This is a genomic window from Arthrobacter sp. RT-1, assembly GCF_003367205.1.
Taxonomy (GTDB): domain Bacteria; phylum Actinomycetota; class Actinomycetes; order Actinomycetales; family Micrococcaceae; genus Arthrobacter.
The window spans coordinates 187132-212210 of record NZ_QRGQ01000006.1 but is presented as its reverse complement, the minus strand read 5'-3'; the positions used below and the strand labels follow the sequence as shown (position 1 = coordinate 212210).

20 protein-coding genes are annotated in these 25079 nt (G+C 65.8%); 12 read left to right on the top strand and 8 right to left on the bottom strand.

The window, feature by feature from the left end; all coding sequences use genetic code 11:
* Positions 1-10: 10 nt before the first annotated feature.
* Both DXK94_RS07255 and DXK94_RS07250 read right to left on the bottom strand, forming a co-directional pair.
* Positions 11-1390, bottom strand: coding sequence for a UDP-glucose/GDP-mannose dehydrogenase family protein (locus DXK94_RS07255; protein WP_115524432.1), 1380 nt, complete (start codon positions 1388-1390; stop codon positions 11-13).
* Positions 1387-2544 carry a glycosyltransferase family 1 protein gene (locus tag DXK94_RS07250; RefSeq protein ID WP_181884757.1) on the bottom strand — a complete coding sequence of 386 codons (1158 nt, stop codon included), beginning with the start codon at positions 2542-2544 and terminating at the stop codon, positions 1387-1389. Before DXK94_RS07250 ends, DXK94_RS07255 begins: the two co-directional genes overlap by 4 nt.
* A gap of 278 nt (positions 2545-2822) precedes the next feature.
* On the opposite strand from DXK94_RS07250, the gene DXK94_RS07245 reads away from it, so the two are divergent.
* The 7 genes from DXK94_RS07245 to DXK94_RS07215 all read left to right on the top strand — a co-directional run bounded on the left by DXK94_RS07245 (position 2823) and on the right by DXK94_RS07215 (position 11982).
* Positions 2823-4373 (top strand): sugar ABC transporter ATP-binding protein, encoded by a 1551-nt coding sequence (locus DXK94_RS07245; protein WP_115524431.1) that lies wholly within the window; start codon positions 2823-2825, stop codon positions 4371-4373.
* Positions 4370-5413, top strand: coding sequence for an ABC transporter permease (locus DXK94_RS07240; protein ID WP_115524430.1), 1044 nt, complete (start codon positions 4370-4372; stop codon positions 5411-5413). The genes DXK94_RS07245 and DXK94_RS07240 overlap by 4 nt, the downstream gene beginning before the upstream one ends.
* Positions 5406-6563 carry an ABC transporter permease gene (locus DXK94_RS07235; RefSeq protein ID WP_258868471.1) on the top strand — a complete coding sequence of 386 codons (1158 nt, stop codon included), beginning with the start codon at positions 5406-5408 and terminating at the stop codon, positions 6561-6563. The genes DXK94_RS07240 and DXK94_RS07235 overlap by 8 nt, the downstream gene beginning before the upstream one ends.
* Positions 6553-7611, top strand: a complete 1059-nt coding sequence (gene rhaS / locus DXK94_RS07230; protein WP_079595774.1) for a rhamnose ABC transporter substrate-binding protein — start codon at positions 6553-6555, stop codon at positions 7609-7611. Before DXK94_RS07235 ends, rhaS begins: the two co-directional genes overlap by 11 nt.
* Positions 7612-7713: 102 nt before the next feature.
* A complete protein-coding gene (locus DXK94_RS07225) occupies positions 7714-9177 on the top strand; it encodes an L-fucose/L-arabinose isomerase family protein (RefSeq protein ID WP_115524429.1) in 1464 nt (487 codons plus the stop codon).
* Between the two features lie 157 nt (positions 9178-9334).
* Positions 9335-10210, top strand: coding sequence for a PRC and DUF2382 domain-containing protein (locus tag DXK94_RS07220; RefSeq protein WP_115524428.1), 876 nt, complete (start codon positions 9335-9337; stop codon positions 10208-10210).
* A gap of 455 nt (positions 10211-10665) precedes the next feature.
* Positions 10666-11982 (top strand): DUF6350 family protein, encoded by a 1317-nt coding sequence (locus tag DXK94_RS07215; RefSeq protein WP_115524427.1) that lies wholly within the window; start codon positions 10666-10668, stop codon positions 11980-11982.
* A 26-nt stretch (positions 11983-12008) separates the two neighbouring features.
* On the opposite strand, the gene DXK94_RS07210 is transcribed toward DXK94_RS07215, so the two are convergent.
* Positions 12009-12440 carry a hypothetical protein gene (locus DXK94_RS07210; RefSeq protein ID WP_115524426.1) on the bottom strand — a complete coding sequence of 144 codons (432 nt, stop codon included), beginning with the start codon at positions 12438-12440 and terminating at the stop codon, positions 12009-12011.
* 39 nt (positions 12441-12479) lie between these two features.
* Between DXK94_RS07210 and purN the strand changes: the two genes are divergently transcribed.
* Together purN and DXK94_RS07200 are read left to right on the top strand one after the other, a co-directional pair.
* Positions 12480-13052 carry a phosphoribosylglycinamide formyltransferase gene (gene purN, locus DXK94_RS07205; RefSeq protein WP_115524425.1) on the top strand — a complete coding sequence of 191 codons (573 nt, stop codon included), beginning with the start codon at positions 12480-12482 and terminating at the stop codon, positions 13050-13052.
* A gap of 132 nt (positions 13053-13184) precedes the next feature.
* Entirely contained in the window at positions 13185-14123 is a 939-nt protein-coding gene (locus tag DXK94_RS07200) for a hypothetical protein (RefSeq protein ID WP_115524424.1), read from the top strand.
* 64 nt (positions 14124-14187) lie between these two features.
* Here the strand turns inward: DXK94_RS07200 and DXK94_RS07195 are convergent, their stop codons facing one another.
* Positions 14188-15540, bottom strand: a complete 1353-nt coding sequence (locus tag DXK94_RS07195; RefSeq protein ID WP_115524423.1) for an MFS transporter — start codon at positions 15538-15540, stop codon at positions 14188-14190.
* A gap of 142 nt (positions 15541-15682) precedes the next feature.
* Between DXK94_RS07195 and purH the strand changes: the two genes are divergently transcribed.
* A complete protein-coding gene (gene purH / locus DXK94_RS07190; RefSeq protein WP_079595767.1) occupies positions 15683-17368 on the top strand; it encodes a bifunctional phosphoribosylaminoimidazolecarboxamide formyltransferase/IMP cyclohydrolase in 1686 nt (561 codons plus the stop codon).
* Between the two features lie 306 nt (positions 17369-17674).
* Here purH and DXK94_RS07185 read toward each other — a convergent pair whose 3' ends face one another.
* Positions 17675-18625 carry a serine protease gene (locus tag DXK94_RS07185; RefSeq protein WP_115524422.1) on the bottom strand — a complete coding sequence of 317 codons (951 nt, stop codon included), beginning with the start codon at positions 18623-18625 and terminating at the stop codon, positions 17675-17677.
* A 332-nt stretch (positions 18626-18957) separates the two neighbouring features.
* Between DXK94_RS07185 and DXK94_RS07180 the strand changes: the two genes are divergently transcribed.
* A complete protein-coding gene (locus tag DXK94_RS07180) occupies positions 18958-21177 on the top strand; it encodes an NADP-dependent isocitrate dehydrogenase (RefSeq protein ID WP_115524421.1) in 2220 nt (739 codons plus the stop codon).
* A gap of 145 nt (positions 21178-21322) precedes the next feature.
* On the opposite strand, the gene DXK94_RS07175 is transcribed toward DXK94_RS07180, so the two are convergent.
* Positions 21323-22246 (bottom strand): DMT family transporter, encoded by a 924-nt coding sequence (locus tag DXK94_RS07175; protein WP_258868470.1) that lies wholly within the window; start codon positions 22244-22246, stop codon positions 21323-21325.
* A gap of 83 nt (positions 22247-22329) precedes the next feature.
* Between DXK94_RS07175 and DXK94_RS07170 the strand changes: the two genes are divergently transcribed.
* A complete protein-coding gene (locus DXK94_RS07170) occupies positions 22330-23229 on the top strand; it encodes a LysR family transcriptional regulator (protein ID WP_115524420.1) in 900 nt (299 codons plus the stop codon).
* Positions 23230-23278: 49 nt separating this feature from the next.
* Here the strand turns inward: DXK94_RS07170 and DXK94_RS07165 are convergent, their stop codons facing one another.
* Together DXK94_RS07165 and DXK94_RS07160 are read right to left on the bottom strand one after the other, a co-directional pair.
* Positions 23279-23800 carry a hypothetical protein gene (locus DXK94_RS07165; RefSeq protein WP_115524419.1) on the bottom strand — a complete coding sequence of 174 codons (522 nt, stop codon included), beginning with the start codon at positions 23798-23800 and terminating at the stop codon, positions 23279-23281.
* Positions 23797-25020: a serine/threonine-protein kinase gene (locus tag DXK94_RS07160; RefSeq protein WP_115524418.1), complete on the bottom strand. Its 1224-nt coding sequence runs from the start codon at positions 25018-25020 to the stop codon at positions 23797-23799. Before DXK94_RS07160 ends, DXK94_RS07165 begins: the two co-directional genes overlap by 4 nt.
* Positions 25021-25079 lie beyond the last annotated feature (59 nt).

Below are 25079 nucleotides of genomic sequence, written 5' to 3'. Positions count from 1 at the left end.
CGCGCCAGGGTCAGCGGGCGGCAGCCTCCGCCGATTGGACCATCGGTGCTGCAGGCGATGTGCCCAGGCCGCGCACCAGCCAGCCTTCCGCCTGCCAGGCAGCGGCGTCCAGCGCGTTGCGCGCATCCAGCACCACCCGCCGTCGGACCAGCGACGCGGCCGTTGCGGGGGAGAGGCGGCGATAGTCGTCCCACTCGGTGAGCAGCAGCACCAGTTCGGCCCCCTCGAGGGCGCGCTCGGTGGAGGCTTCGAAGCGCAGCCGCGGGTAGCGCCGCCAGGCATGGTTCACGGCTTTCGGATCCGTCACCGTCACATGCGCGCCGGCGGCAGCCAGCCGGTCTGCCACATCGAGAGCGGGCGAGTCACGGATATCGTCCGTGTCCGGCTTGAACGAGGCGCCCAGGACCGTGACGGAGCGGCCGGCGAGGCTGCCGCCGCAGAGCTCTGTGGCCAGTCCAACCGTCCGGGTGCGCTGTCCCAGGTTCACCGAATCCACCAGCCGCATCCAGTCCTCCACCGCTGTGACGCCGTGGTCTGCGGCCTGGCTCCGGAAACTGCGGATGTCCTTGGGCAGGCAGCCGCCGCCGAAGCCCAGCCCGGCGTGCAGGTACCGGCTCCCGATCCGCGGGTCCAGGCCCATCGCCTCGCTGAGTTCCGCAACGTCCGCACCGGAAGCGTCACACAACTCGGCCACGGCATTGATGAAGCTGACCTTGGTGGCCAGGTACGCATTCGCCGCCGACTTGATGAGCTCCGCGGTGGCAAAATTGCAGACAAGCCGCGGGATCCCTGCCCGGAGCAGGGGCTCGTACACGGCGTCCAGCGCGGCCGTGACCCCAAGCGGCGCTCCCGACGACGGGCCGAAGGCAGCAGCGCGGCCGCCCTCCACGCCATAAACCAGGCGGTCGGGAACCAGTGAGTCCTTCACGGCTGTACCCTGCCGGAGGAACTCCGGGTTCCATCCCAGCCGCACGTCCGGGCGCGTGGACAGCACACCGCGGAGCATCGCCACGGTGCCGACGGGCACAGTGGATTTGCCGACGACGACGGCGCCAGCGGCCAGGTGCGGCAGCAGGGCTTCCATGGCGGAGACCAGGAAGGTGAGGTCGGCGGCGTCGGACGTTTTGTCCTGCGGGGTGCCCACGCAGAGGAAGTGGACCTGCGCGCCCTTGGCGTCCGCAACGTCGGTGGAAAACCGCAGCCTTCCGCTGGCCCGTCCGTCCTGGAGGAGTTCGTCCAGGCCGGGTTCGTGGAACGGGGCCACACCGCCGCCCAACTGGCTGACCTTGGCCGGATCGACGTCGATGCCCACCACGCTGTGGCCCATGGATGCCAGGGTGGCGGCGTGGACGGCGCCCAGGTAGCCGCAGCCGATGACGGAAATTTTCATTGGATTGCCCCTGCCCGTGAACCCGATCCCTGTGCTGCCGGCCTGTCCGCCATCACGTCCGTATAGTGCCCCACCAACTCGGCGCACAGCGCCGGCCAGGTCCTGTTCTGAACAGACCCATAGGCAGCGGCCGCGAAGGCCCGTCGCTTGGCGTCATCGCCCATGAGGTCCAGCACCCGGGCGCGCATGCCTGCCAAGTCGCCGGGTTCGTAGAGCCAGCCCGTCCGAGAGTTTTCGACGAGGTCCAGGGGTCCGCCGCGGCCGGTGGCCACCACGGGCACGCCCGATGCCATGGCTTCCTGGATGGTCTGGCAGAACGTTTCGAACTCGCCCGGGTGGACGAAAAGGTCGAAGGAGGCAACGGTGCGTGCCAGCTCGTCACCGCCCAGGAAACCGGTGAAAACGGCGTCCGGCAGCGCATCTTCCAACGCTGCACGCTGGGGCCCGTCTCCCACGATCACCAGCCTGGCGTCCGGCACTCCGGCCAGGGCCGCCAGGTCCTCAACCTGCTTTTCCACTGCAAGCCTGCCTACATAGCCGATGATCCGCTGACCGCCGGGCGCCACCGCAGCCCGCCACCCGTCGTCGCGCTTTTCCGGTGAGAACCGGGCGGTGTCCACGCCGCGGCGCCACATCTGCACCCGGGGAATGCCGCGTCCGCGCAACTGGTTCAGCGCGAACGTCGAGGGCACCAGGGTGCGGGAGGCAAGCAGATGGATGTTTTCCACCCGGTTCCAGGCCCAGTTCTCCAGGAACGGGACCCCGTACCGGGCGGCATAGCTGGGGACCTCTGTCTGGTAGATGGCCACCGTGGGGATACCCAGCTGGTGGGCCGCCTGGGCCGCCCGCCAGCCGAGGACGAACGGCGATGCCAGATGGACCACGTCCGGTGCGTAGTCGGCAAGGATTCGCTTGACCCGGTACACACCGCCCATCGCCACGCGAACGTTCGTGTATCCCGCCAGCGGGACGGCGGGAAGCCGGTGGATGTGTGCGCCCTTGACCTGGTCCGGCGCCTCCCCGTCCTGCGTGGACGGTGCAATGACCAGGACGTCGTCGCCCCGTTCCTGCAGGTGGTCAAGCACCCGCAGGATGGAATGTGTCACCCCGTTCATCAGTGGCAGGAATGATTCAGCAACAATTGCGATCCTCACCCCTCCACGCTGGGCGCCGGGCCTGACACGGCGGGGGAGAAGGCGTTACCTCGAGGGAAAGGTTGGGTGAACAGGAAGGGCGTCGGGTGGCGTGCCACGCGGGCAAGGGGCCCGGACGGAACTGCCCCAGATGCCGCCCCAGCACAGATCGGTTACGAATGCCTGAGCAGGCCCCGATTCTATTGACGGCGCTGGTGGGCGGTCTTATGATTCAAACCACGTAGGAGTTCTGAAACGATTCATTCCAAGCTCGTAAACCTCGAAGGCGCGGTTACTCTATGCAGCAAACTCCGAATGCACATGCGGTTCCCGGATCTGGGGAACGGCCGCAGGAGACAGTGCTTTCGCTGACCCACGCCGCCAAGACATTCGGCCCGGTGGTCGCGCTGGCGGACGGCACCATTGAAATCCGGGCCGGGGAAATCCACGCCCTTGTGGGCGAAAACGGTGCCGGCAAATCCACGCTGGTGAAGATCCTCGCCGGCCTCCACCACCCGGACTCCGGGGACTTCCGGCTCAGCGGGGAGCCTGTCCATTTCCGGAACGTGGCCGAGAGCAAGGCAGCCGGAATTTCGGTCATCTACCAGGAGCCCACGCTGTTCCCGGACCTGACGGTCGCGGAAAACATCTTCATCGGCCGGCAGCCGAAAGGGCGGTCGCGGCTCATCAGCCGCAGCGAGATGAGGCGCCAGGCCGCGGAACTGTTCAGGCGGCTGGGGGTCCCCATCGATCCGTCCCGGGTGGCAGAGGGACTCTCCATTGCGGACCAGCAGATCATTGAAATCGCAAAAGCCATTTCCCTCGATGCGAAGGTCCTGGTGATGGACGAGCCCACCGCCGCGCTCAGTGGGGTGGAAGTGGACAGGCTCTTCGCCGTGGCCCGCGCCCTGCGGGACAAGGGGACCGGAATCCTGTTCATCTCGCACCGCTTCGACGAGGTGTTTGACCTCTGCGACCGGATCACCGTCATGCGGGACGGGCGGTACATCGCCACCCACCGCACCACCGACGTCACGGTTGAACGGATTGTCCGCGAGATGGTGGGCCGGGACATCGCCACGCTGTTTCCCAAGGCGGAGGCGGAGATCGGCCACACGGTGCTTAAGGTCGAGGGACTCAGCAGCGCCGGGGTTTTCCGCGACATCAGCTTCGAGGTCCGCGCCGGCGAAATTGTCGCCCTGGCCGGGCTGGTGGGGGCAGGCCGCACCGAAGTTGCCCGCGCCGTGTTCGGGATCGACCCCTACGATTCGGGGAGGATCGAAGTGGAGGGAAAACCCTTGAAGGCGCGCGATCCGCAGGCCGCCATCGCGGCCGGCCTCGCGTTTGTCCCGGAGGACCGCCGCAAGCAGGGGCTGGTGATGAACCTGTCGGTGGCCCGCAACGTCACCCTGACGCTCCGGGAAAAATTCCTCACGGCGGGACTCATCAATGGTGCCAAAGAGCGCCGAGCTGCCCAAGAGTGGAGCAAGCGCCTGCAGGTCAAGGCCGGTTCCCAGGAGCACGCCGTCTCCACCCTCTCCGGCGGGAACCAGCAAAAGGTGGTGCTCGCCAAATGGCTGGCCACGGACCCCCGGCTGCTGATCATCGACGAACCCACGCGTGGCATCGACGTCGGCACCAAGAGCGAAGTCCACCGGCTCATCTCAGACCTGGCAGTGCGGGGGATCGCTATCCTGATGATCTCGTCCGAACTGCCCGAGGTCCTGGGCATGGCGGACCGGGTCCTCGTCATGCGCGAGGGCCGCATCACAGCCCACCTGGACCGTGCTGCCGCCGATCCCGAATCCGTTATGCACGCCGCAACATCATCCACGGGAGTGACGGAATGAGCTCCACCATCGACCACCGGGAACCAGGCACGACGGCGGTGCGCGCCGGCGGAGGCGCGCTTGGCTCCGTGCTGCGGCTGCGTGAGCTTCCCGTCCTGATTGCGCTGGCCCTGCTGGTGCTGGTCACGTACCTGAACAACCCGCTGTTCCTGTCGCCGCAGGGGGTCAAGGACCTCCTGTTGAACGCGACCATCATCATGATCCTCGCGGCCGGACAAACCCTGCTCATCATCACGCGGAACATCGACCTCTCGGTGGGCTCCATGCTGGGGCTCGTCGCGTTCGGCACGGGGTCCATTTTTGCGGCGATGCCGGACCTGCCCATCTTCGCCGTCCTCGTCGTCGGGATGGCCTTCGGTGCGTTGCTCGGATCCATCAACGGTCTGCTGGTGACCGTGGCCAAGGTACCGGCGCTGGTCATCACCCTGGGCACGCTCTACGTGTTCCGGGGCCTTAATAACGCCTGGGCCGGGGGCAAACAGTACTTCGCCGGAGACCGGCCGGAAGCCTTCGGTGCCCTGTCCGTGGACACCGTGCTCGGATTCCCCATCATCACCCTGCTGGCCATCGCGGTGGTGGTAGCCGTGGCGGTCTACATGGCCGGGACGCGCCCCGGCAGGGACCTGTACGCCATCGGCTCGGACCCCGACGCTGCCACGGTCTTCGGCATCAAGGTATCCAAGCGGGTGTTCCTGGCGTTCCTGGCCAACGGCGCGCTCGCAGGCCTGGCCGGAGTGCTCTACGCCAGCCGCTTCAACTCGGTGGGGGCAACCACCGGAACCGGCATGGAACTGGACGTCGTTGCGGCGGCGGTGGTGGGCGGCGTCGCCATCTTCGGCGGCAGCGGAACCGTTGCCGGAGCCGCCCTGGGTGCACTGCTTCTGACCACCATCACCAGCTCCCTCACCGCCTTGCGGGTGGACAAGTTCTGGCAGCAGGCGATTGTGGGCATCCTCATCCTCACCGCCATCATCATCGACCGCCTGGCCAGCCTTCGGACAGCGAAGAAACTGCGGATAAGCGAGGCACGCAATGTCTGAAACCACCACCCCCAGGAGCAAGCCGGCGCCGGCCGCGGCGGTCGCGGACAGCACCAGGCCGCTTGCGGACGAGCCGAAGGGCAGGACAGGGGCAGCCCGGATCCTGGCCAGCCGCGACGCCATCACCATCTACGCCCTCCTGGCGTTCCTGATCTACGCAGCCATCGCCATCCCACGGTTCGCCTCCCCGGTCACCACCGGCTTCCTGCTCCTGGATGTCATACCGGTGCTGCTCATCGCGATGCCCATGACGCTGATCATCATCACGGGCGAGATCGACCTTTCGGTGGCCAGTACCGCCGGGCTGACCAGCGCCCTGATGGGTGTCCTGTGGGCGGGCGGGATGGACATCTGGCTGGTGCTCGCCATCTGTTTGCTTGCAGGAACGGCAGCAGGAATGTTCAACGGATTCCTGATCGCCGTCCTGGGCCTGCCGTCACTGGCAGTCACCATCGGAACCCTGGCGCTGTTCCGTGGACTCGCCCTGGTGGTGATCGGCGACAACGCCGTGGCCAACTTCCCAAAGGAACTGACCGCCTTCTTCACCTCCAAGCTGGGCGGGACGGGCATCCCGACGGTGATGATCGGCGTCGTCCTTGTCATGCTGTTTTTCGGCATCCTGCTGCACTTCACGCCCTTCGGACGAGGTCTCTACGCGATGGGTTACAGCAAGGAAGCCGCCACGTTCGTGGGCATCAAGGTGGCACGCAGCAAGTTCTGGCTGTACGTGGCATCGGGCGTGGTTGCATCCCTGGCCGGAATCTATTGGACGCTGCGGTACACGAGCGCCCGCAGCGACAACGCCTCCGGCCTGGAACTCGCCGTGATCGCCGCCGTCCTCCTGGGCGGCGTGTCCATCTTCGGCGGCAAGGGGACCATTCCCGGCGTCATCGCCGGCGTCCTGCTGATCGGCACCCTCAACTACGCCCTGCGCCTGGGACGCGTGTCCGACGTCGTCCTGATCACGGTGACCGGACTGCTGCTCATCGCTTCCGTGGTGGCTCCCAGCATTGGGTCGGGCATCAAGGAATGGCGGCATACCCGTCGCGTCCGCCGCAGCTTTTCCCGGGACACCGGCGGAGGCGGCACAGCCCCTCACCGCGTCCAAAAAACCGACCGCACCAAGGAGAAGGAAAACAATGATGTTTAACCGCAAAAACACCGGACTCGGCGGGCGCATGGTCCCGCTGGTCACCCTGACCGCTGCGGCAGCGCTTGCCCTGACAGGGTGCGCCGGCGGTGGGGGGACCCAGGGGGAGACCTCCGCCCCCGTCGAGGAGCAGAAGATCACGTTCATCCCCAAGCAGTTGAACAACCCGTATACGGACGTTGTCCTCGGCGGCGGCAAGAAGGGATCGGAGGAAGCAGGATTTGCATCCTCGCAGGTGGTGGGCCCGCTTGAAGCGTCTGCCTCCAGCCAGGTGTCCTTCATCAACGCCGAAACCCAGGCGGGGACGAACGTCATCGTCATCGCCGCCAACGATCCCGACGCCGTGTGCACCGCCCTCGGCGAGGCACGGTCCGCGGGTGCCAAGATTGTGGCGTTCGACTCCGACGCGAACCCCGACTGCCGCGACGTTTTCATCAGCCAGGTCGTGGCCAAGGAGGTGGCACTCATCCAGACCAAGCTGATCGCGGAGCAGATCGGCGGATCCGGCGAAATCGCCATCCTGTCCGCCACCGCCAATGCCACCAACCAGAACGAGTGGATCAAGTTCATGGAGGAGGACCTCAACACCAACCCGGCCTACAAGGACATCAAGCTGGTGGCCAAGGTCTACGGCGATGACGACGACACCAAGTCCTTCCAGGAAGCCCAGGGCCTGCTGCAGGCCCACCCGAACCTGAAGGGCATCATCTCGCCCACCACCGTGGGCATTGCCGCCACGGCCCGCTACCTCTCCACGTCCGCCTACAAGGGCAAGGTGGCACTGACGGGCTTGGGCCTGCCCAATGAAATGCGGCCGTTCGTCAAGGACGGAACCGTGACGGAATTCGCGCTGTGGGATCCGGCCCAGCTCGGCTACGTGGCAGCGTTTGCCGGCAAGGCCCTGGTGGAAGGAAAGATCACCGGAGCCGCAGGGGACACCTTCACGGCAGGCGAACTGGGAGACCGCACGGTTGAAGAAGGCGGACTGGTCATCGTGGGCCCGCCGACCGTTTTCAACAAGGACAACATCGACCAGTACGACTTCTAGCGCCGCGCGGGGTCCATTCCGGGCCGGCCGGCCTGGAATGGGCCCCTGCGGTTGCATCGACTGTATTTCCGCTGAAAATTCCGAGCCGGAAGGCCGTGCACATTGGCAGCTACGAACCGCTCAGCAGAGTTATTGAAGCCCCACCGGCGCCGGCCCACCCGGATCGGGCTGGTCTCCGGGGGACTGGGAGCCTACTGGCCGCAGTTCCCCGGGCTCCTGCCGCAACTGCAGGAATCGGCCCGGTACGTCACCGGCCGGCTGCGGGAACTGGACGCCGACGTGGTCGACGCCGGCTTCATCTCCGACGCGCCCGAAGCCGCCAGGGCAGGGGAAAAGCTGAGGGTGGCCGACTGCGACCTGATTGTCATCTTCCTGGCCACCTACCTCACCTCCTCCATGGTCCTCCCTATCGCCCAGCGCGCAGGCACCCCGGTGCTGGTCATCGATCTCCAGCCCACGGAGGCAATGGACCACGCGAATTTCGGCACCGGACAATGGCTTGCCTATTGCGGACAGTGCCCGGTGCCCGAGGTCGCCAACGTGTTCCGCCGCGCCGGGATTGAATTCCGCTCCGTCTCGGGGTACCTGAAACAGGAAGCAGCCTGGGACCGGATCAACCAGTGGGTGCACGCCGCCGGGGTCCGTGCGCGGCTCCGGAATGCCCGGCACGGACTGATGGGGCACCTCTACCCGGGCATGCTGGACGTCTCCACAGACCTGACGAGCGTGTCCACCACCTTCGGTTCACACGTGGAAGTCCTCGAATTTGATGACCTGCGCGAACGCGTGAACGCGGTGACCGACGCGGAAGTCTCGGAGCGCCTTGACTTGGCCCGGAGCCTGTTTGTGCTCGATGAGTCCGTCAACGACGACGATTTCGCTTGGGGTGCCAGGGTTTCTGTTGGGCTGGACCAGCTGGTGGAGGACTTTGACCTGGACTCCGTGGCCTACTACCACCGTGGGCTGGCCGGGGAGCAGCACGAGCGGCTGGGTGCGGGCATGATCCTGGGTTCCTCCATTCTCACGGCCCGCGGAATCCCGATGGCGGGGGAGTACGAGCTGCGGACTTCGATCGCCATGCTGGCAGCGCAAGCCATCGGAGCCGGCGGTTCGTTCACCGAGATCCAGGCGCTCAACTTCTTTGACGGGGTGGTGGAGATGGGGCACGACGGCCCGGCACACCTGGCCGTCTCCGCCAGGGAGCCTCTCCTGCGCGGGCTGGGCACCTACCACGGCAAGCGCGGCTGGGGCGTTTCGGTCGAATTCGACGTCCGGCAGGGCCCTGTCACCACCTTTGGCCTCGGCCAGGACCCGGACGGCACCTACGTCTTCGTCACCTCGGAAGGCGAAGTAGTCCCGGGACCGCTCCTGGAAATCGGAAACACCACCTCCCGGGTACATTTCGGCGGCGACCCGGGACTCTGGGTTGACCGGTGGAGCCAGACCGGTATAGGCCATCACTGGGCCCTCTGCCTGGGCCACCGGGCCGCTGATTTCGGCGCCGCTGCCTCGCTTCTCGGCATTGAGCACAGGCATGTTTCCCTGCAATCGGAGAAAATTTACTAAGTAGGCTTTCCTTTTGATGCTAAGCATGCTTAGGGTGTAGGGGCAGCGAACATAAAGCCTCAAGCAGCCGGGGCAGAGGCCGTGTGCCGGGGACTCCCCGGCGCCGGTCAACTCCATTGCTGCCGACCCAGTGCACCGACACATCCAAGGAGACGTCATGCTCAACAGGGAAAACATTGAAGACCTGCTCAACAGGAACGGCAACGTCGTCGGCTCAGATGGCGAGAAGATCGGCTCCATCGGTCAGCTCTACGCCGACGACGACACCGGCGAGCCCACATGGGTCACCGTCAAGACGGGACTTTTCGGCACCTCCCAGTCCTTCGTTCCCGTGGAAGGCGCGCACAGCCAGGGCGACGACCTGGTGGTTCCGTACACCAAGGAACACGTCAAGGACGCGCCGCGGGTAGACGTGGACGGCCACCTCACCCCTGAGGAAGAGGACCGCCTCTACACCTACTACGACCGCGGAGCCCGTACCTACTCGGATGCCCGGGAAGATGTGGATCTGCAGGGCGACGCCGACCTCAACGCCGGCACTCCCACCACGGGTATTGACCGCGATCGTGACCTCGATCGTGACACGACCTCCCGCGGCACCGTCGGCCACGACACGTCCGGGCCCAACACTGACGACGCGATGACCCGTTCCGAGGAACGGCTGCACGTCGGCACCGAACGCGAGGCCACCGGCCGGGTCCGGCTGCGCAAGTACGTCACCACGGAGAACGTCACCAAGACGGTGCCCGTGCAGCGCGAAGAGGTCCGCCTGGAGCGCGAACCCATTACCGACGCCAACCGCGGCGCAGCGATGTCCGGACCGGACATCAGCGAAGAGGAGCACGAGGTGACCCTCCACGAGGAACGCCCCGTGGTGGAGAAGGAAGCCGTTCCGGTGGAGCGGGTCCGCCTCGACAAGGACGTGGTCCAGGACGACGTCACGGTCAACGAGGAAGTCCGCAAGGAACGCATTGAGGCGGACGGTGTCGACGACGACCGGCGGCGCGGCATCGACGATGACCGCCGGATCTGACCCAGTACTAAATGGTGTCCTGATGCGCTGACAGCGGAAGCCGCAGACGGACCGGTGGCCAGCCGCCGCCCAGAGCAGACAACGCCGGGAGCTACTTGGAGGCTCCCGGCGTTGCTGTGCGTGCATACATTAAAAACGCTGGTGCAGCCGTGCCGAAGCGGCGACTGCACCAGCCAGTAGGACGAATATCTTCAGAACTTATTGTTCATCTCTCATTCGCGGCTCCTGTTTCCCGGCTTACGGATTCCGGGCCCCTTGCCGGCCCTGCTCTCCGCTGAGGGGCCAGCCACAATCCCGATGCACCCATTGCAGGTGCCGGCGCTTACAGTAAGTCCAATTTTACGGCGGACCTTTCAAAAAAGCTCCGCGACAGTTGGCCTTAAGTGAGTTTCGAGACGGGCGCGGAGCCTGTCGCTTCCGGGCAGGCAGGTCCGGGCGTGACACCATGGAACACGATGAAACTGCGCGCTGATCAGACCGGAGACCGTGGCCTTCCCATGCCCCTATGGCTGCAGGGTGCCCTCGAAACGGCCCAGGCAGCGTTCATTTCCGCCCTGGTGGTGATGGTTCCGATCATTGCCGTCTGGGCCACCGCGGGCTTCCAGAACGCGCAGTTCGACGTCCTCGCGCGGCTGGCCGGCCAGTCCTGGCTGCTGGTTCACGGGGTACCGCTTGAGCTCACCGCCGCAGGATCCGGCACAGCCGCCCAGGCGGACGGCAAATTCCTGACGCTCATACCGCTGGGCCTGACACTTATACCGTTCCTCCTGGCCTGGCGCGCCGGACGGCGTCTGGCGCGCGCCTCGTATACTGACCAGCTCTGGCAAGCCCTGCTGGGATCGTGGGTGGTGTATGCAGCCTTTGGCGCGGCCACCGGTTTCATCTGCCGCACCGCCGACGTCGCGATCAATCTGGGATACGCCCTGCTGGTTCCCCTGGTTCCCTACGCCCTGGGAATGGTGGTCGGTGCCCGCCGCGAGGCCGGGTCCTGGAGCCGGCTCATCGGCGTCGACGCCGTGGACTGGATTTCGCGGACCAGTCAGCACTCACGCTGGGCGGGCTCCTACCTTGCGTCGGCGGCGAAGGCAGGTTTTGTGGCCATCGTGTCTGCCCTTGCGCTTGCCTCGGCGTTGCTGGCGGTGGACCTGTTCATCCACTGGAACCTTGTGGTTGCCGTCTATGAAGCGCTCGACCCCGGCACTGTCGGAGGTGCCGCCCTCACCGTTGCACAGCTCGGCTACCTGCCCAACCTGGTGGTTTTCGCCCTCGCCTGGATATCGGGCTCGGGCTTTGCCGTGGGCGTCGGTTCCCAGGTGGGTCCGCTGGGTACCGCCGTCGGGCCGCTGCCCTCCATTCCCGTGCTGGCGGCGATCCCCAGCGGGCCGCTGGACTACGCTTTCGTTGCCCTGGTGGTCCCCGTGCTGGCCGGTGTTTTGGCCGGCTGGTGGTTCCTGCGCGAAGGCGAGAACCACTTCGACGAATGGCTGTCCATCAAGATCCGGGCACGCTGGTTCACGGCCACGGCATCCACCCTGGTGCTGGGGGCGCTGACTGGACTGGCCGCGGGACTGCTGACCGTAGCGCTCGCTTGGCTGGCCGGGGGCTCAGCCGGCATTGGACGCCTGACGGCCATTGGTCCTGACCCCTTCTGGACGGGAGTCTGGGTGGCGGCGGAGGTGGGTGCCGGCGTCGTTATCGGTTACGCGGCCGGCCCATGGCTGGAGCGCGAGCGGGCTGTCAACGTCGAGGACGCGGCGGACCTGGTCCGCTAAATTGCTGCGGCGTTTCCCCTGCTGTCCTACGGGAGCTGGGTGGGCAGTGAACGTTCCAGCTGCACCCGGCATGCGGACTGGGCCTGGTCCGTGAGGGCCCGGCCAACGCATTCCTGGTAGGTGCGCACTTCGTCGAAGAACACCGCCGTCACCACAATCAGCAGCACCAGGATCGCGGAGACCACCAGGCCCGAGATGGTGCCGATGAGGACCAGCCTGGACTCCTTCAAGCGTGCCGAGCGGACCAGCAGGAGTACGCCCAAGACCAGGCCGGCGACGGTGAGGATGGTTGTCAGCCAGAGGTAGTTGACGTCGAGCTGGTAGACGAAGAACGCGCCAAGCACCGAAACGACGAATATCCGGAACAGGGTGTGGGTCCGGGCGAGCGAGGCTTTCGCTGCTTCGCTGAGCGGAGGTTTGGTCCGCTGCTGCTGCGCCGGTTCCGGGGTGCTGTTCATGTTTTCCAGCCTACGCGAGCGTGCCCATAAGCTAGACCAATGCGCATCGTAGTCCTCGTTTCCGGAACCGGGTCCAACCTCCAGGCAGTCATCGACGCGGTCAAGGCAGGGGAGCTCGACGTCGAGATCGCTGCCGTGGGCGCGGACCGCGAGGGGACGTACGGCGTCGAGCGTTCCTCCGAAGCCGGGCTGGAGACGTTCGTGGTCAACTTCAACTCGTTCCCCACCCGGGACGAATGGGATGCCGCGCTTACCGCGCGGGTGGCCTCCTACGCCCCGGACGTTGTGGTCTCCTCGGGCTTTATGCGGATCGTCAGCGCAGACTTTATCGACACCTTCCATGGCCGGTACCTCAACACCCACCCGGCGTTGCTCCCCGCCTTCCCGGGAGCCCACGGCGTGCGGGATGCCATGGCGTATGGGGTGAAGGTCACAGGCTGCACTGTGCACTGGGCCGACGCCGGTGTGGACACCGGTCCCATCATCGCCCAGGAAGCCGTCACCATCGAGGACGGCGACACCGAGGAAACCCTCCACGAGCGCATCAAGGTGGTGGAACGCCGGCTGCTGGTATCCACCCTGGCAAACCTCGCCGCCAGCCCTGCCTCCTAGCCTCCCAACTAGGTAGCGCTAACTGCCGTTTTGACCCCTCAAAACGTCAGTTAGCGCTACCTAGTTGAGCAGACCGGGGCCTACCTGTGGATAACCGCCGTCGCGTTGGCTCTCGGCTGTAACGATGGGTTCATGAAGGTTCCAGCCCCTCTTCCCGAACCCTTGGCTTCGCTTCCATTCACTCTGCAGGAAGCGGCCGACGCCGGCATCAGCCAGCGGAGGCTCCGTCACCAAGGGCTGCAGCGGCCCAGTCGCGGAGTCCGGGTGCCCGAGGCGACCGATACCTCCGACCTTGGGCCACAGATCCGCCCGTACACCCTGGTGACGGATCTTGCTGCCGCCTCCCACGCCTCCGCATTCCTGTTGTGGCAGTTTCCTGGATACATGCCGGGAACAGACGTCCCGCTGCTCCACGTCTCCCGCCCTGACTCCGTGGCGATCATGCGCCGGCCCGGCGTGAAGGGGCATCGAGGCCAGTTCTTTGCGGATGAAATCACTACATTGCATGGGCTGCTGATCACAACCCGGGCCAGGACATGGCTCGACTGCTCCCGGTTGATGAGCATCAATGAGCTGACAGTTGTGGCTGACCACCTCCTGCGTATCCCGCGGCCGGACTTGGAGGGCCGCTCGGACCCCTTCGCAACCCTTGAGGTTCTGGAGGACATGCTGGACCGGCACAAAGGCACGCCGGGCATCAGGAAAGCCCGGCTCGCTCTGGAGCAGGCAAAAGTCGGCTCGGACTCTGCGCCCGAAACGCGTCTGCGGCTTGCCATAAGGGACAGCGGACTGCCCGAACCGGAACTGAACGTACCTACCGCCTTGAGGCCCGGCGTCGTACGCCAACCTGACATGAGCTACCCGCAACAGAAGGTGGCTGTGGAGTACGACGGTGAGGTGCACTCGGACCCTGGCCGAATCGTGCGGGACATAACCCGTGAGGAGGACTACTGCCGCGCAGGCTGGTTGCTGGTCCGCCTCTCAAAGCTGCATATGGAAAACGATGCGCGGACGGCCGTGGGCAAGGTGCGGCAGGCCCTACTTTCCCGGGGCTGGTACCCAACTAGGTAGCGCGAAGTGTCGTAATGGGGCTCCAAAACGACAGTTGGCGCTACCTAGTTGGGAAGGGGCGCGGCTACTCGAGGCGGCGCTGTTTGGTTTCGGGGGAGAAGAACGCCATCCACAGGACCGCCAGCAGGACCAGTCCGCCGGCAAGGGCGAAGGACGTGGCCAGGCCGAGTTCCGGCCAGAAGTAGTTCGCGAAGATGAGCGGGCCGAATCCTGCACCCAGCCGCGAGAAGGTGGACGCCCAGCCGAAGCCGGTGCCCCGCAGCTCGGTGGGGTAGAGCTCGGACACATAGGCGTAGAGCACCGGGATGGCCACCTGGACCACGAAGCCGAACACCAGCAGCCAGAACACCGCGGCCGTGGGGATGTCCACCACGAAGGCGACGATCACCAGGGTCAGCGCGGACAGGGGACCGGTGATGGCCAGGATCCACTTACGGCCCACCCGTTCCACCAGGAGGGCGGCCACGATCACGCCGAGCAGTCCGACGGCGGCCATGGACGCGGTGGTGACGAATGCCTTGTACTCGGCGAACCCGGCGCCGATCAGGATGCGCGGCATCCACGTCAGTGACAGGTAGTAGACCAGCAGGATGCTGAAGAACAGGGCCCAGGCCGCGGCCGTGATCTTCCAGTTGAACTGCCACACGGAACGCAACTGGGTCCAGGCGCTGCCGGCCGAAAGGCGGGGCACGTCCTGGGCGTCCGGCAGGCTGTAAGCGCGGGCTTCCGCTCCGGTGGCCGCCACCAGGCCGTCAATCACCTTGGCCGCTTCCTCGCGCCGGCCCTTGCGGATCAGGAACAGTGGAGACTCCGGCACGCTCCGCCGGACCCAGAACACCAGTAGTGCGGGCAGCACCATCACCAGCATGGTCAGCCGCCAGTCGCCGTACAGGGCAACCAGGCCGGCGGAGACGAAACCTGCCAGCGCCGCGCCAATGGGCCACCAGCCGTCCATCGCTGTGAGGACCTTGCCGCGTTGCTTCCGGGGCGTGAATTCACCCACCAGCGCATAGTCCACCGGAATGCACCCGCCCAGGCCGAAACCGGCCATGAACCGGAACACGCAGAACCACATGAAGTCGGGGGAGAAGGCCCCGAAGACGGTGAAGAGGGAAAAAATCAGCAGCGTGGCGGTGAACGCCTTTTTGCGTCCGATGGTGTCCGCGATGGTTCCCCAGACGAAGGCGCCGAGGGCCATCCCGATGAGGTTGGACGTGCCCACCCACGCCACCTCGCCCGGAGTCAACGCCCAGTGGGTGGAGAGCAGCGGGATGAGGATGCCGTTCAGCGTCACATCCCAGGCATCGAACATAAAGCCCAGGCCGCCGATCAGAAAGATCCGGCCCTGGACTTTCCATCGCCATGGCAGTTCCTGGACCACCTGTTCGCCGCTCGGCACAGTGGTGTAAGTATTCATCGCAGCCTCCTGTGAAAAACTCTAGCCCCGCCCACCGGCGTTCACACTCCGGCTGACACGCGGGGCAACCTGCGCTTCGCGATAAACTGGCCCTATCCCCACCAACCGCGGCACTGTTCCGCGAGATAAGACGGAGACATTTGTGAGCTTCACGCAGCATGAGCGCGTATCCATTGACCGTGTTCCCATCCGCCGGGCGCTGATCTCGGTTTACGACAAGACCGGTCTGGAGGAGCTCGCCCAGGGCCTGCACTCAGCTGGGGTCAAGCTGGTGTCCACCGGCTCCACGGCCAAGAAGATCGCCGCCGCCGGCATCCCCGTCCAGGAGGTCGAGGAGGTCACCGGTTCGCCCGAAATGCTGGACGGCCGTGTCAAGACCCTGCACCCGCGGGTCCACGGCGGCATCCTGGCCGACCGCCGCGTGGCGGCGCACATGGAAACGCTCACCAGCATGGAGATTGAACCCTTCGACCTGGTGGTGGTGAACCTCTACCCGTTCGTTGAGACGGTCAAGTCCGGCGCGGCGCAGGACGACGTGGTGGAGCAGATCGACATCGGAGGCCCCGCCATGGTGCGGTCCGCCGCGAAGAACCACGCCGCCGTCGCCATTGTGGTGGACCCCTCCTTCTACGCCCAGGTAGTGGAAGCGGCCGCAGCAGGCGGCTTCGACCTGAAGACCCGCCGCCGCCTGGCGGCAAAAGCCTTCGCGCACACGGCGTCCTACGACAATGCCGTGGCCACCTGGACTGCCAGCCAGTTCCTTGATGAGGACGGCGACGGCGTCATCGACTGGCCTGCCTACGCCGGCGTTTCGCTCGAGCGCTCGGAGGTCCTGCGCTACGGCGAGAACCCGCACCAGCAGGCCGCACTGTACGTGGACAAGGCTGCACCGGTGGGCATCGCCCAGGCTGACCAGCTGCACGGCAAGGCCATGAGCTACAACAACTTCGTGGACGCCGACGCCGCACTCCGGGCCGCCTACGATTTCGATGAACCCGCAGTGGCCATCATCAAGCACGCCAACCCGTGCGGCGTAGCGGTAGGGTCCGCGGACGCCGCCGACCCCATCGCCGACGCACACGCCAAGGCGCACGCGTGCGATCCTGTCTCTGCCTTCGGCGGTGTCATCGCAGCCAACCGCACCGTGACCGCCGGGATGGCGAACACCGTCAAGGACATCTTCACCGAGGTGGTCATCGCGCCCGGCTTCGAGCCGGAAGCCGTGGAGATCCTCTCGAAGAAGAAGAACATCCGCCTGCTCGCGCTCCCCGAGGGCTACGGCCGCTACCCGGCCGAAATGCGCCAGGTCTCCGGCGGCATGCTGGTCCAGGTCAGCGACAAGGTGGACGCCGACGGCGACAACCCCGCCAACTGGATCCTCGCCGCAGGTGACCCCGCTGACGAAAAGACCCTCGCGGACCTGGCCTTCGCCTGGACAGCCTGCCGCGCAGCAAAGTCCAACGCCATCCTCCTCGCCGCTGACGGTGCCGCCGTCGGCATCGGCATGGGCCAGGTCAACCGCCTGGATTCCTGCCGCCTTGCCGTGGAGCGGGCCAACACGCTTGGCGTGAAGGTGGAGTCCGACGTCGAAGGGGCAGGCGGTGCCTCCAACACCGATGCGAGCGGTGCGCCGCAGCGGGCCCGCGGCGCCGTTGCTGCCTCCGACGCCTTCTTCCCGTTCGCTGACGGCCTGCAGATCCTCATCGACGCCGGTGTCCGCGCCGTAGTGCAGCCCGGCGGTTCCGTGCGGGACGAGGAAGTGATCGCGGCAGCGAACGCCGCCGGCGTGACGATGTACTTCACCGGCTCCCGCCACTTCTTCCACTAATCCCCACCGATCTGGCCCCACCGATTGCTCCGTAACGGTCGTTTTCGCTTCCGGAAAGGGCCGGTACGGAGCAGTCGATTGGAACATACGACGACGGCGCCTGTCCCGGCGAAGGGGACAGCCGCCGTCGTCGTATGGAGGGTTAGCCCTGGCCGGATGCGTGCCTAGGGTTCACCCTCCGGCGGCAGACGGATCTCCCGGGGCTTAGCTTCCGCCATCCGCTGCTCCGTCCAGTACTCGAGGATCTCCTCGTGAGTCTGGGGAACATCGATACGGCTGACCGGCTCCGGATCCGGTTGGTCGGCGCTAGGAGAATTGCGCAAGGTTGTAGGTCGCCTCGATTTCGAGGCCCCAATACGGGCCGTACATGACCTTGGAACCGCTGTAGCCGTAGCTGTTGATGCTGTTCTGGACGCCGTCAGGTCCTGCGCCGATAAACCAAGGTCCGCCGGATGCGCCCCCGTTCATGTTGCAGGGAATGCCCTGTGTATTGAACTTATTGGTGGTGTCTGGGGTGGCTGTGCCTTCGCAGCTCTGGAGCGTCAGGCCGTTGAACTGCTTATCAGCGGGGTAGCCGTAGGACGTGTAGAAAAGGCCCCGGGGCTGGTTGAACGCAACCTCGGAACCGCCTACTACGTCGGTGAGGAATCTGCCGGTTTCGTCCGTGTTCATCACCGCAAATGCCGTGTCGAAGGAGATGTTGCCGCTGGTGCTCCACTCAATGGGTGTGTAGAGGTTACGGGCCGTCCACGTGCCATAAGGAGTCGCGCCGTTGTCGTAGGCAGGGACAAAGGCGAAGTTCTCGGCCTCCTGGCCCGGCCCGCCAACGGCGCAGTGGCCAGCGGTCGCGACTGTACTCCGGTTGATGGACTGGACGGCATTGCCGGAGCAGACGTAATCGGAGGTTCCCATGGTGAAGAAGATCTTGCCTACGTGGCTCACTGTCTGTGGTTCACCCTTGCCGCTGCCCTTAGTGGCGGCGGGTTTGCCCTTCTCCACCGTTGCGGCGTTGGAGCGGTTGCCGCGTTCCAGAGCCTTGCCGGCCAGGACGTCACCGGGAATGGCACTCTTCATTTTGTCGGCGGTCCAATAGTCGGCTGCGCCGAGGCCTTCTACGGCGATGCTGGCGACCGACGGATCCTTCTTGTCTTCCGAGGCGGCCGGTGCGGCGGTGGCTCCGCCGGCTGAGCCAAGTACCAGAGCGGCCGCTGTTGAAAGGCTCAAAAGGCCGGTGGCCAAGGACCTGGTGCGTGTCATTGTTGTCCTGTCTTGAACGGGGTGTCGGCCCCGGGGTGGGCCGGAATATGCCGTAGCGAATTTATCGTCATTTGACAAGTATGTAAATAGTAGTGACGTATCATGTAGGGCCTCCTGCGAGTGTCCCTCGGCTCTTGACCAGGAACGCGCGACGGCGGCGGCGCAGCCGGGTGCGTGCCGCCGTCGTCCGTTCTCCAGCGCTGTAATCCTGCTCACCGGCAGGGTAATCCAAGGGCGCCGGTAGGGTTCAACGCGGCGTCCTCGGGTAAGTTGTAGATGGTGAAATAGACCGGATTTCATAACCAAGCCGACCTTCAGGGAGACGCCCGCGCATGTCCAAGATTATCTACACCCACACCGACGAAGCGCCGATGCTGGCTACCTATTCGTTCCTGCCCATCATCGAGGCGTTCGCTTCGACAGCAGGTGTGGAGGTGGAGACCCGCGACATCTCGCTCGCCGGCCGCATCATCGCCGTGTTCGGTGACTACCTCACTCCGGAGCAGCAGATCGGTGACGCCCTTGCTGAACTGGGTGAACTGGCGAAGACGCCGGAGGCCAACATCATCAAGCTGCCCAACATCAGCGCCTCCATCCCCCAGCTGAAGGCCGCCATTGCAGAGCTGCAGGGCCAGGGCTACGCGCTGCCGGACTACCCGGACAACCCCTCCTCGGACGAGGAAACGGCCATCCGCTCCCGCTACGACAAGATCAAGGGCTCCGCCGTCAACCCGGTCCTGCGCGAGGGCAACTCGGACCGCCGCGCACCGCTGTCCGTCAAGAACTACGCACGCCAGAACCCGCACTCCATGGGTGCCTGGACCGCGGACTCCAAGACCAACGTGGCCACCATGGGCAAGGACGACTTCCGCTCCAACGAGAAGTCCGTGGTCATTGAGTCCGAGGGCACCATCGCCATCCAGCTGGTCCGCGAGGACGGCTCCGTGAAGGTCCTGAAGAAGGCGTTCCCCGTCCTGGCCGGCGAGGTCATCGACGGCACCGTCATGCGCGCCGCCGCCCTGGACGAGTTCCTGCAGGCACAGGTGGCCCGTGCCAAGGAAGAGGGCGTGCTGTTCTCCGCACACCTCAAGGCCACCATGATGAAGGTTTCGGACCCCATCATCTTCGGCCACGTGGTCAAGGCCTACTTCTCCGAGCTCTTCGAGACCTACGGCAAGCAGCTCGCAGCCGCCGGCATCAGCCCCAACAACGGCCTGGCCGCCATCCTCAGCAGCTTGGAGGACCTTCCCGAGGACGTCCGCGACGGCGTGCAGAACCTCATCAAGAAGGGCCTCGAAGAAGGCCCCGCCCTGGCCATGGTGGACTCGGACAAGGGCATCACCACCCTGAACGTCCCCTCCGACGTCATCGTGGACGCCTCCATGCCCGCAATGATCCGCTCCTCCGGCCACATGTGGGGCCCGGACGGCAAGGAAGCAGACACCCTGGCGGTCCTGCCGGACAGCTCCTACGCCGGCATCTACCAGGTGGTCGTCGATGACTGCCGCGCCAACGGCGCCTACGACCCCACCACCATGGGCACCGTCCCGAACGTCGGCCTGATGGCCCAGGCCGCCGAAGAATACGGCAGCCACGACAAGACCTTCGAGATCCAGGAAGCCGGCACGGTGCAGATCGTGGACGGCGAAGGCAACGTGCTGATCGAACACCAGGTATCCGTCGGCGACATCTGGCGCGCCTGCCAGACCAAGGACCTCCCCATCCGCGACTGGGTCAAGCTGGCCGTCACCCGCGCCCGCGCCTCCCAGACCCCCGCCGTGTTCTGGCTGGACGAGGAGCGCGCCCACGACGCCAACCTCATCGCCAAGGTCAACGAGTACCTCAAGGAGCACGACACCGAAGGCCTGGACATTCAGATCATGTCCCCGGTCAAGGCCATCGCGTTCACCCTCGAGCGGATCCGCAAGGGCGAGGACACCATCTCCGTGTCCGGCAACGTCCTCCGCGACTACCTTACGGACCTGTTCCCCATCCTGGAACTCGGCACCAGCGCCAAGATGCTTTCCGTTGTTCCGCTGATGAACGGCGGCGGACTCTTCGAAACCGGCGCCGGCGGTTCCGCCCCGAAGCACGTCCAGCAGCTCCTCAAGGAAAACCACCTGCGCTGGGACAGCCTGGGCGAGTTCCTGGCACTGGCCGTCAGCTTCGAGCACCTGGCCACCACCGCAGGCAACGCCCGCGCCCAGGTCCTGGCTGACACGCTGGACCGCGCCACCGGCACCTTCCTGCTGGAAAACAAGTCCCCGAGCCGCCGTGCCGGCGAGCTGGACAACCGCGGCAGCCACTACTTCCTGGCCCGCTACTGGGCAGAGGAACTGGCCAAGCAGACGGACGACGCCGACCTGGCCGCCGCGTTCAGCTCCGTCGCCGACGAGCTTTCCTCCAAGGAGGAAACCATCGTGGGCGAGCTGGCTGAGGTCCAGGGCTCCCCGGTGGACATCGGAGGCTACTACCACCCGGACGACGCCAAGGCTTCGGCCGTGATGCGCCCGTCCGCCACGCTGAACAAGGTCATCGCGACCCTCAGCTAGGTGATCCGCTGCTGCGGCAGTTGAGCATTAAAAGAGGCGGTGCCCCGGTTTATCCGGCGCACCGCCTCTTTTAAGTTTTTGGGGAATGTCTTGTTGTAGGAACGTCTGTTGGCAGGTCCGTCTTGTTGGCGCATCCGTCCTGTTGTCAGGAACGGACGGCAGGCGCCTCCGCCGCCAGCGGGCCGCCGTCGTGCTGCCCTGCGGGAGCCGCCTCCTGCTCCCGGCCGGCCTGAAGCGTGACCCCAATGCCTGCCGCCACAACCAACACGATGCCAAGCACGGCGCTGAGGCCGGGAACCTGGCCCAGGACGGCGACCCCGATCACCACTGCGATGGCCGGTTCCAGGCTCATTAGCGTCCCGAAGGCCGAGGCCTTCAGGCGGCGCAGCGCCAGCAGCTCGAGGCTGAAGGGGATCACCGGCATCAGCAGGGCCAGGCCTGCTCCGGCGAGCAGCAGCTGCCAGTCGAGGTGTGCGAAGACCGCCGGTCCCGCCACCACCGTTGTGGCAGCCGCGGCAACGGGTATGGACACTGCCAGCGCCTGCAGGCCGTTCACCTCGTCACCGGCACGCTGCGTCAGGAGGATGTAGGCGGCCCAGCAGGCCGCAGCACCCAATGCCAGGAGAACCCCGACAGGATCGATGCCACCGTGCCATGGCTCGGTCAGGGCTGCCACTCCGGCTGCTGCCACCAGGGCCCACCACCGTCCTGCGCGACGCCCCCGGATGACGGCGACCGACAAGGGGCCCAGGAACTCCAAGGCTGCTGCCGTGCCCAGCGGAATACGCATGGCAGCGGCCATGAACATCAGGGTCATGGCCGCGGTGGCGAGGCCCAGGAGGATGCATGTCGCCAGGCCGGTCCGGCTGATCCGCGACCGCCAGGGACGGGTGAAGGCGACCAGAATGACGGCGGCCCAGGCAAGGCGCAGCCAAGAGACTCCTTCGGGGCCAAGTTTGTCAGTGAGACCCACTGACGCGGCAAGGCCAAGCTGGACGCAGCACATGGCAGCCCCCGCCATTGCTGTCCCGCTCCGTACGCGGTTGCCGTGGTGTTGAGAAAATTCCATGCGTTCAGTAGACCGTCCCGGCACTGTCCTCGTCCACGTGATATTCGTACACAAATTGTTCACGAATTATGGACAATGGACGGATGGAAACCCGCCGCCTGGAAGTCCTGCTGGAACTCGCCCGCCAAGGCTCGATGCGGAACGTCGCAGATGCCCTCCAGACCACCACGTCCACCGTGTCGCAGCAGATCGCGGCCCTTGCCCGGGAGACCGGCACGCCCCTCCTGGAACCGGTTGGACGCGGAGTCCGCCTGACACCGGCGGGCCGACGCTTGGCTGATCATGCGGTGACCATCCTCGCCGCCGTGGACGCCGCCACCGCGGAGCTGGATCCTGAAGCAGAGCCCGCGGGCACGGTCCGGGTGGCGGGTTTCGCCACCGCAATCCGGTTGGTCCTCATGCCCATTGTGCGGGAGCTTGCGGTGAGCCATCCGGAGGTGAAAATCGAAGTTCGGGAACACGAGCCTGCCGAAGCCCTTGCCCTGCTTGGCTCCGACGCCGTGGACCTCGCCCTGACGTACGACTACAACCTGGCGCCGGACGGCAGCGGCAAGGCCTTTGACTCGCTCTCTTTGTGGAGCACGCCGTGGAGCCTCGGTGTTCCTGAAGGTGCGCCACTGCAAGGTGGCAGTGCCACTGACATTTTCCTCGGCTTTCGGGACTGGGACTGGATCGGCAACTCACGCAACCAGGCGGATGAGCAGGTCCTGCGGCTCATCTCATCGATGGCCGGTTTTGAACCCCGGATGCGGCATCAGGCGGACAGCCTGGACCTCGTTGAGGACCTGATCCTCGCGGGAATGGGAATTGGCCTCCTGCCGGCGGACTGGAAGCCGCGCAGCGGCGTCACCCTCGTACGGTTGGCCGAACCCGTCGTGATGGTTCGCGCCTATGCCCGGACCCGGCGGGGCAACAACAGATGGCCGGCCCTTGCCGCTGTCCTCAACCACATTGAACGGAAGGCGGGGAACCTGCCCGGGTGAAGCGTGCCGCGGAAGGCGGGCCGCCGTCGTCCGTTCTGTTTCCGCGGGCTTAGTCGCTGCCCTTGCCCTTGCCGCCCTTTTTGTCGTCATCCCTGTCCGGCTCCGGTGCTGGCTCAGGTTCCGGTTCGGGTGACGGGACCGGTGTTTCAACAGGAGCTGCGGCGGCTGCGGCGGCCGCCGCAGCCTGATCGGCCACTGCTTTGTCAGCCACTGCTTTGTCAGCCGCGGCCTTGTCAGCCGCTGCCTGCCCGGCGGCAACCGCATCGTCCAAGTCCGCACGCACGGCCGTGGCAATGGTGGTGATGTTGCGGCGCCGGTCTTCGGAAATCTGGCCCTTCGCCTGGGCAGCCTGAAGCTCCGCCTCAAGTCCCTCAAGGGCTTTTAACGCGCCGCCGGGATCATTTTGCGAGGACGCCTGGGTCACCTCGAGGACGCGGGCCTGGAGCTGCCTGGCGGCGTCACGCTGGAGGCCTGAGTCATTGGTGCCGCAGCCGCTCAGCAGTCCTGCTGCCAGCAAGGTGGCCGACCATCCGAGGACCAAACGGCCGACGCCTCCTTGCTTCAGCCTCACGGCTCCACACTCTTCTGGAGTTCCTCCAGATGTTCGCCCAGGACCCCGGTCACCGTTGGGTAAGGCACGACGTCGGCTGGAGACTGCGCGGATATTGTCATCATCACCGCTGCCACCGCCGCCGCAACCGCGACGAGGCCGAGGACCACAGCAAGCCAGAACCGTTTGGTCCGGGTTTGCGGGTGCGCCTGTGCGGCAGCTGGAGTCGGCGCAGCCCCCTGCACGTTCTCTGCCGGGGCGGGGTCACTTGAGGATGCCGCTGCCTCGCGCAGCTCGTCCACCGATTCCTCCGCCGTGATGGAGGGAGGGTGGAACGGCATAGCGGGAAGCACGCGGGTGGTCTCAGGCGCCAGTTCCCCGGGAGTCGACGCGGGCGACACCAGGGCCTGCCGCAGCGCGGTCTCTATGTCTGCGGCGGCAGGACGCTCCATGGGTTCGAGGGCAGTCATGGAGCGGAGCAGATCGGCCCATTCAGCGGGGACCTCATCCGGGATCTCGGGCGCGCGGTGCAGCCGGGCCACCGCGGACTCCACTGCGCCTCCCGGGTATTCCACAACGCCCTTGATGCACTCCAGGAGCACCAGCCCCAGTGAGTAGATGTCGGTTGCGGGGGAGAGGGGCTGGCCCATCGCCTGCTCGGGGCTGAGGTAGGCAGCGGTGCCCACCATGGTTCCCGTGGCCGTGAGCCGGGTCGCATCCACGATGCGGGCTATGCCGAAGTCTGTCAGCTTTGGGCGCAGCGGCTCTCCGGGCCGGATCTGGACAAGCAGGATGTTGGCAGGCTTGATGTCACGGTGGATGATGCCCAGTCCGTGGACATAGGCCAGTGCATCGGCGATGCCGGCGCCGATGACAGCGAGCTCCTCAAGGGGAACAGTGCTGTGCCGGATCCGGGCCCGAAGGTCCTGCCCCTCCACCAGTTCCATGGTGAGAAACGGCCGTGGCTCGTCCGGGATGCGTGTGTCGATGCCTGCGTCGAAAAGGGTGACCAGGCCCGGATGGTTCAGCGTGGCCAGAAGCTGGATTTCTGCTTCCTGGCGCTTCAATTCCTCCGCATCAGGGGCCTGCGGTGCGAAGAGTTTGAGGGCTACATCGCGGCCCAGGTTTTCGTCCCTGGCGCAGTAGACCGAGGACATGCCGCCACGCCCAATGACCTCACCCAGCCGGTAACGTCCGCCAACAACTTCATTCGTGATGGAGCTCGGCGATTCCGCCACCATGACCCGTTCCTCCCGGTGCGCTGCGGCACTGTCGTACTCAAATTATACCGGCGGGGTGG

Excerpts from the sequence above, each read along its gene's own strand:
- DXK94_RS07255 (WP_115524432.1), bottom strand. The coding sequence starts at position 1,390 with ATGAAAATTTCCGTCATCGGCTGCGGCTACCTGGGCGCCGTCCACGCC.
- DXK94_RS07245 (WP_115524431.1), top strand. The coding sequence starts at position 2,823 with ATGCAGCAAACTCCGAATGCACATGCGGTTCCCGGATCTGGGGAACGG.
- DXK94_RS07240 (WP_115524430.1), top strand. The coding sequence starts at position 4,370 with ATGAGCTCCACCATCGACCACCGGGAACCAGGCACGACGGCGGTGCGC.
- DXK94_RS07235 (WP_258868471.1), top strand. The coding sequence starts at position 5,406 with ATGTCTGAAACCACCACCCCCAGGAGCAAGCCGGCGCCGGCCGCGGCG.
- rhaS (WP_079595774.1), top strand. The coding sequence starts at position 6,553 with ATGATGTTTAACCGCAAAAACACCGGACTCGGCGGGCGCATGGTCCCG.
- DXK94_RS07220 (WP_115524428.1), top strand. The coding sequence starts at position 9,335 with ATGCTCAACAGGGAAAACATTGAAGACCTGCTCAACAGGAACGGCAAC.
- DXK94_RS07215 (WP_115524427.1), top strand. The coding sequence starts at position 10,666 with ATGAAACTGCGCGCTGATCAGACCGGAGACCGTGGCCTTCCCATGCCC.
- DXK94_RS07210 (WP_115524426.1), bottom strand. The coding sequence starts at position 12,440 with ATGAACAGCACCCCGGAACCGGCGCAGCAGCAGCGGACCAAACCTCCG.
- purN (WP_115524425.1), top strand. The coding sequence starts at position 12,480 with ATGCGCATCGTAGTCCTCGTTTCCGGAACCGGGTCCAACCTCCAGGCA.
- DXK94_RS07200 (WP_115524424.1), top strand. The coding sequence starts at position 13,185 with ATGAAGGTTCCAGCCCCTCTTCCCGAACCCTTGGCTTCGCTTCCATTC.
- DXK94_RS07195 (WP_115524423.1), bottom strand. The coding sequence starts at position 15,540 with ATGAATACTTACACCACTGTGCCGAGCGGCGAACAGGTGGTCCAGGAA.
- DXK94_RS07185 (WP_115524422.1), bottom strand. The coding sequence starts at position 18,625 with ATGACACGCACCAGGTCCTTGGCCACCGGCCTTTTGAGCCTTTCAACA.
- DXK94_RS07180 (WP_115524421.1), top strand. The coding sequence starts at position 18,958 with ATGTCCAAGATTATCTACACCCACACCGACGAAGCGCCGATGCTGGCT.
- DXK94_RS07175 (WP_258868470.1), bottom strand. The coding sequence starts at position 22,246 with ATGGAATTTTCTCAACACCACGGCAACCGCGTACGGAGCGGGACAGCA.
- DXK94_RS07170 (WP_115524420.1), top strand. The coding sequence starts at position 22,330 with ATGGAAACCCGCCGCCTGGAAGTCCTGCTGGAACTCGCCCGCCAAGGC.
- DXK94_RS07160 (WP_115524418.1), bottom strand. The coding sequence starts at position 25,020 with ATGGTGGCGGAATCGCCGAGCTCCATCACGAATGAAGTTGTTGGCGGA.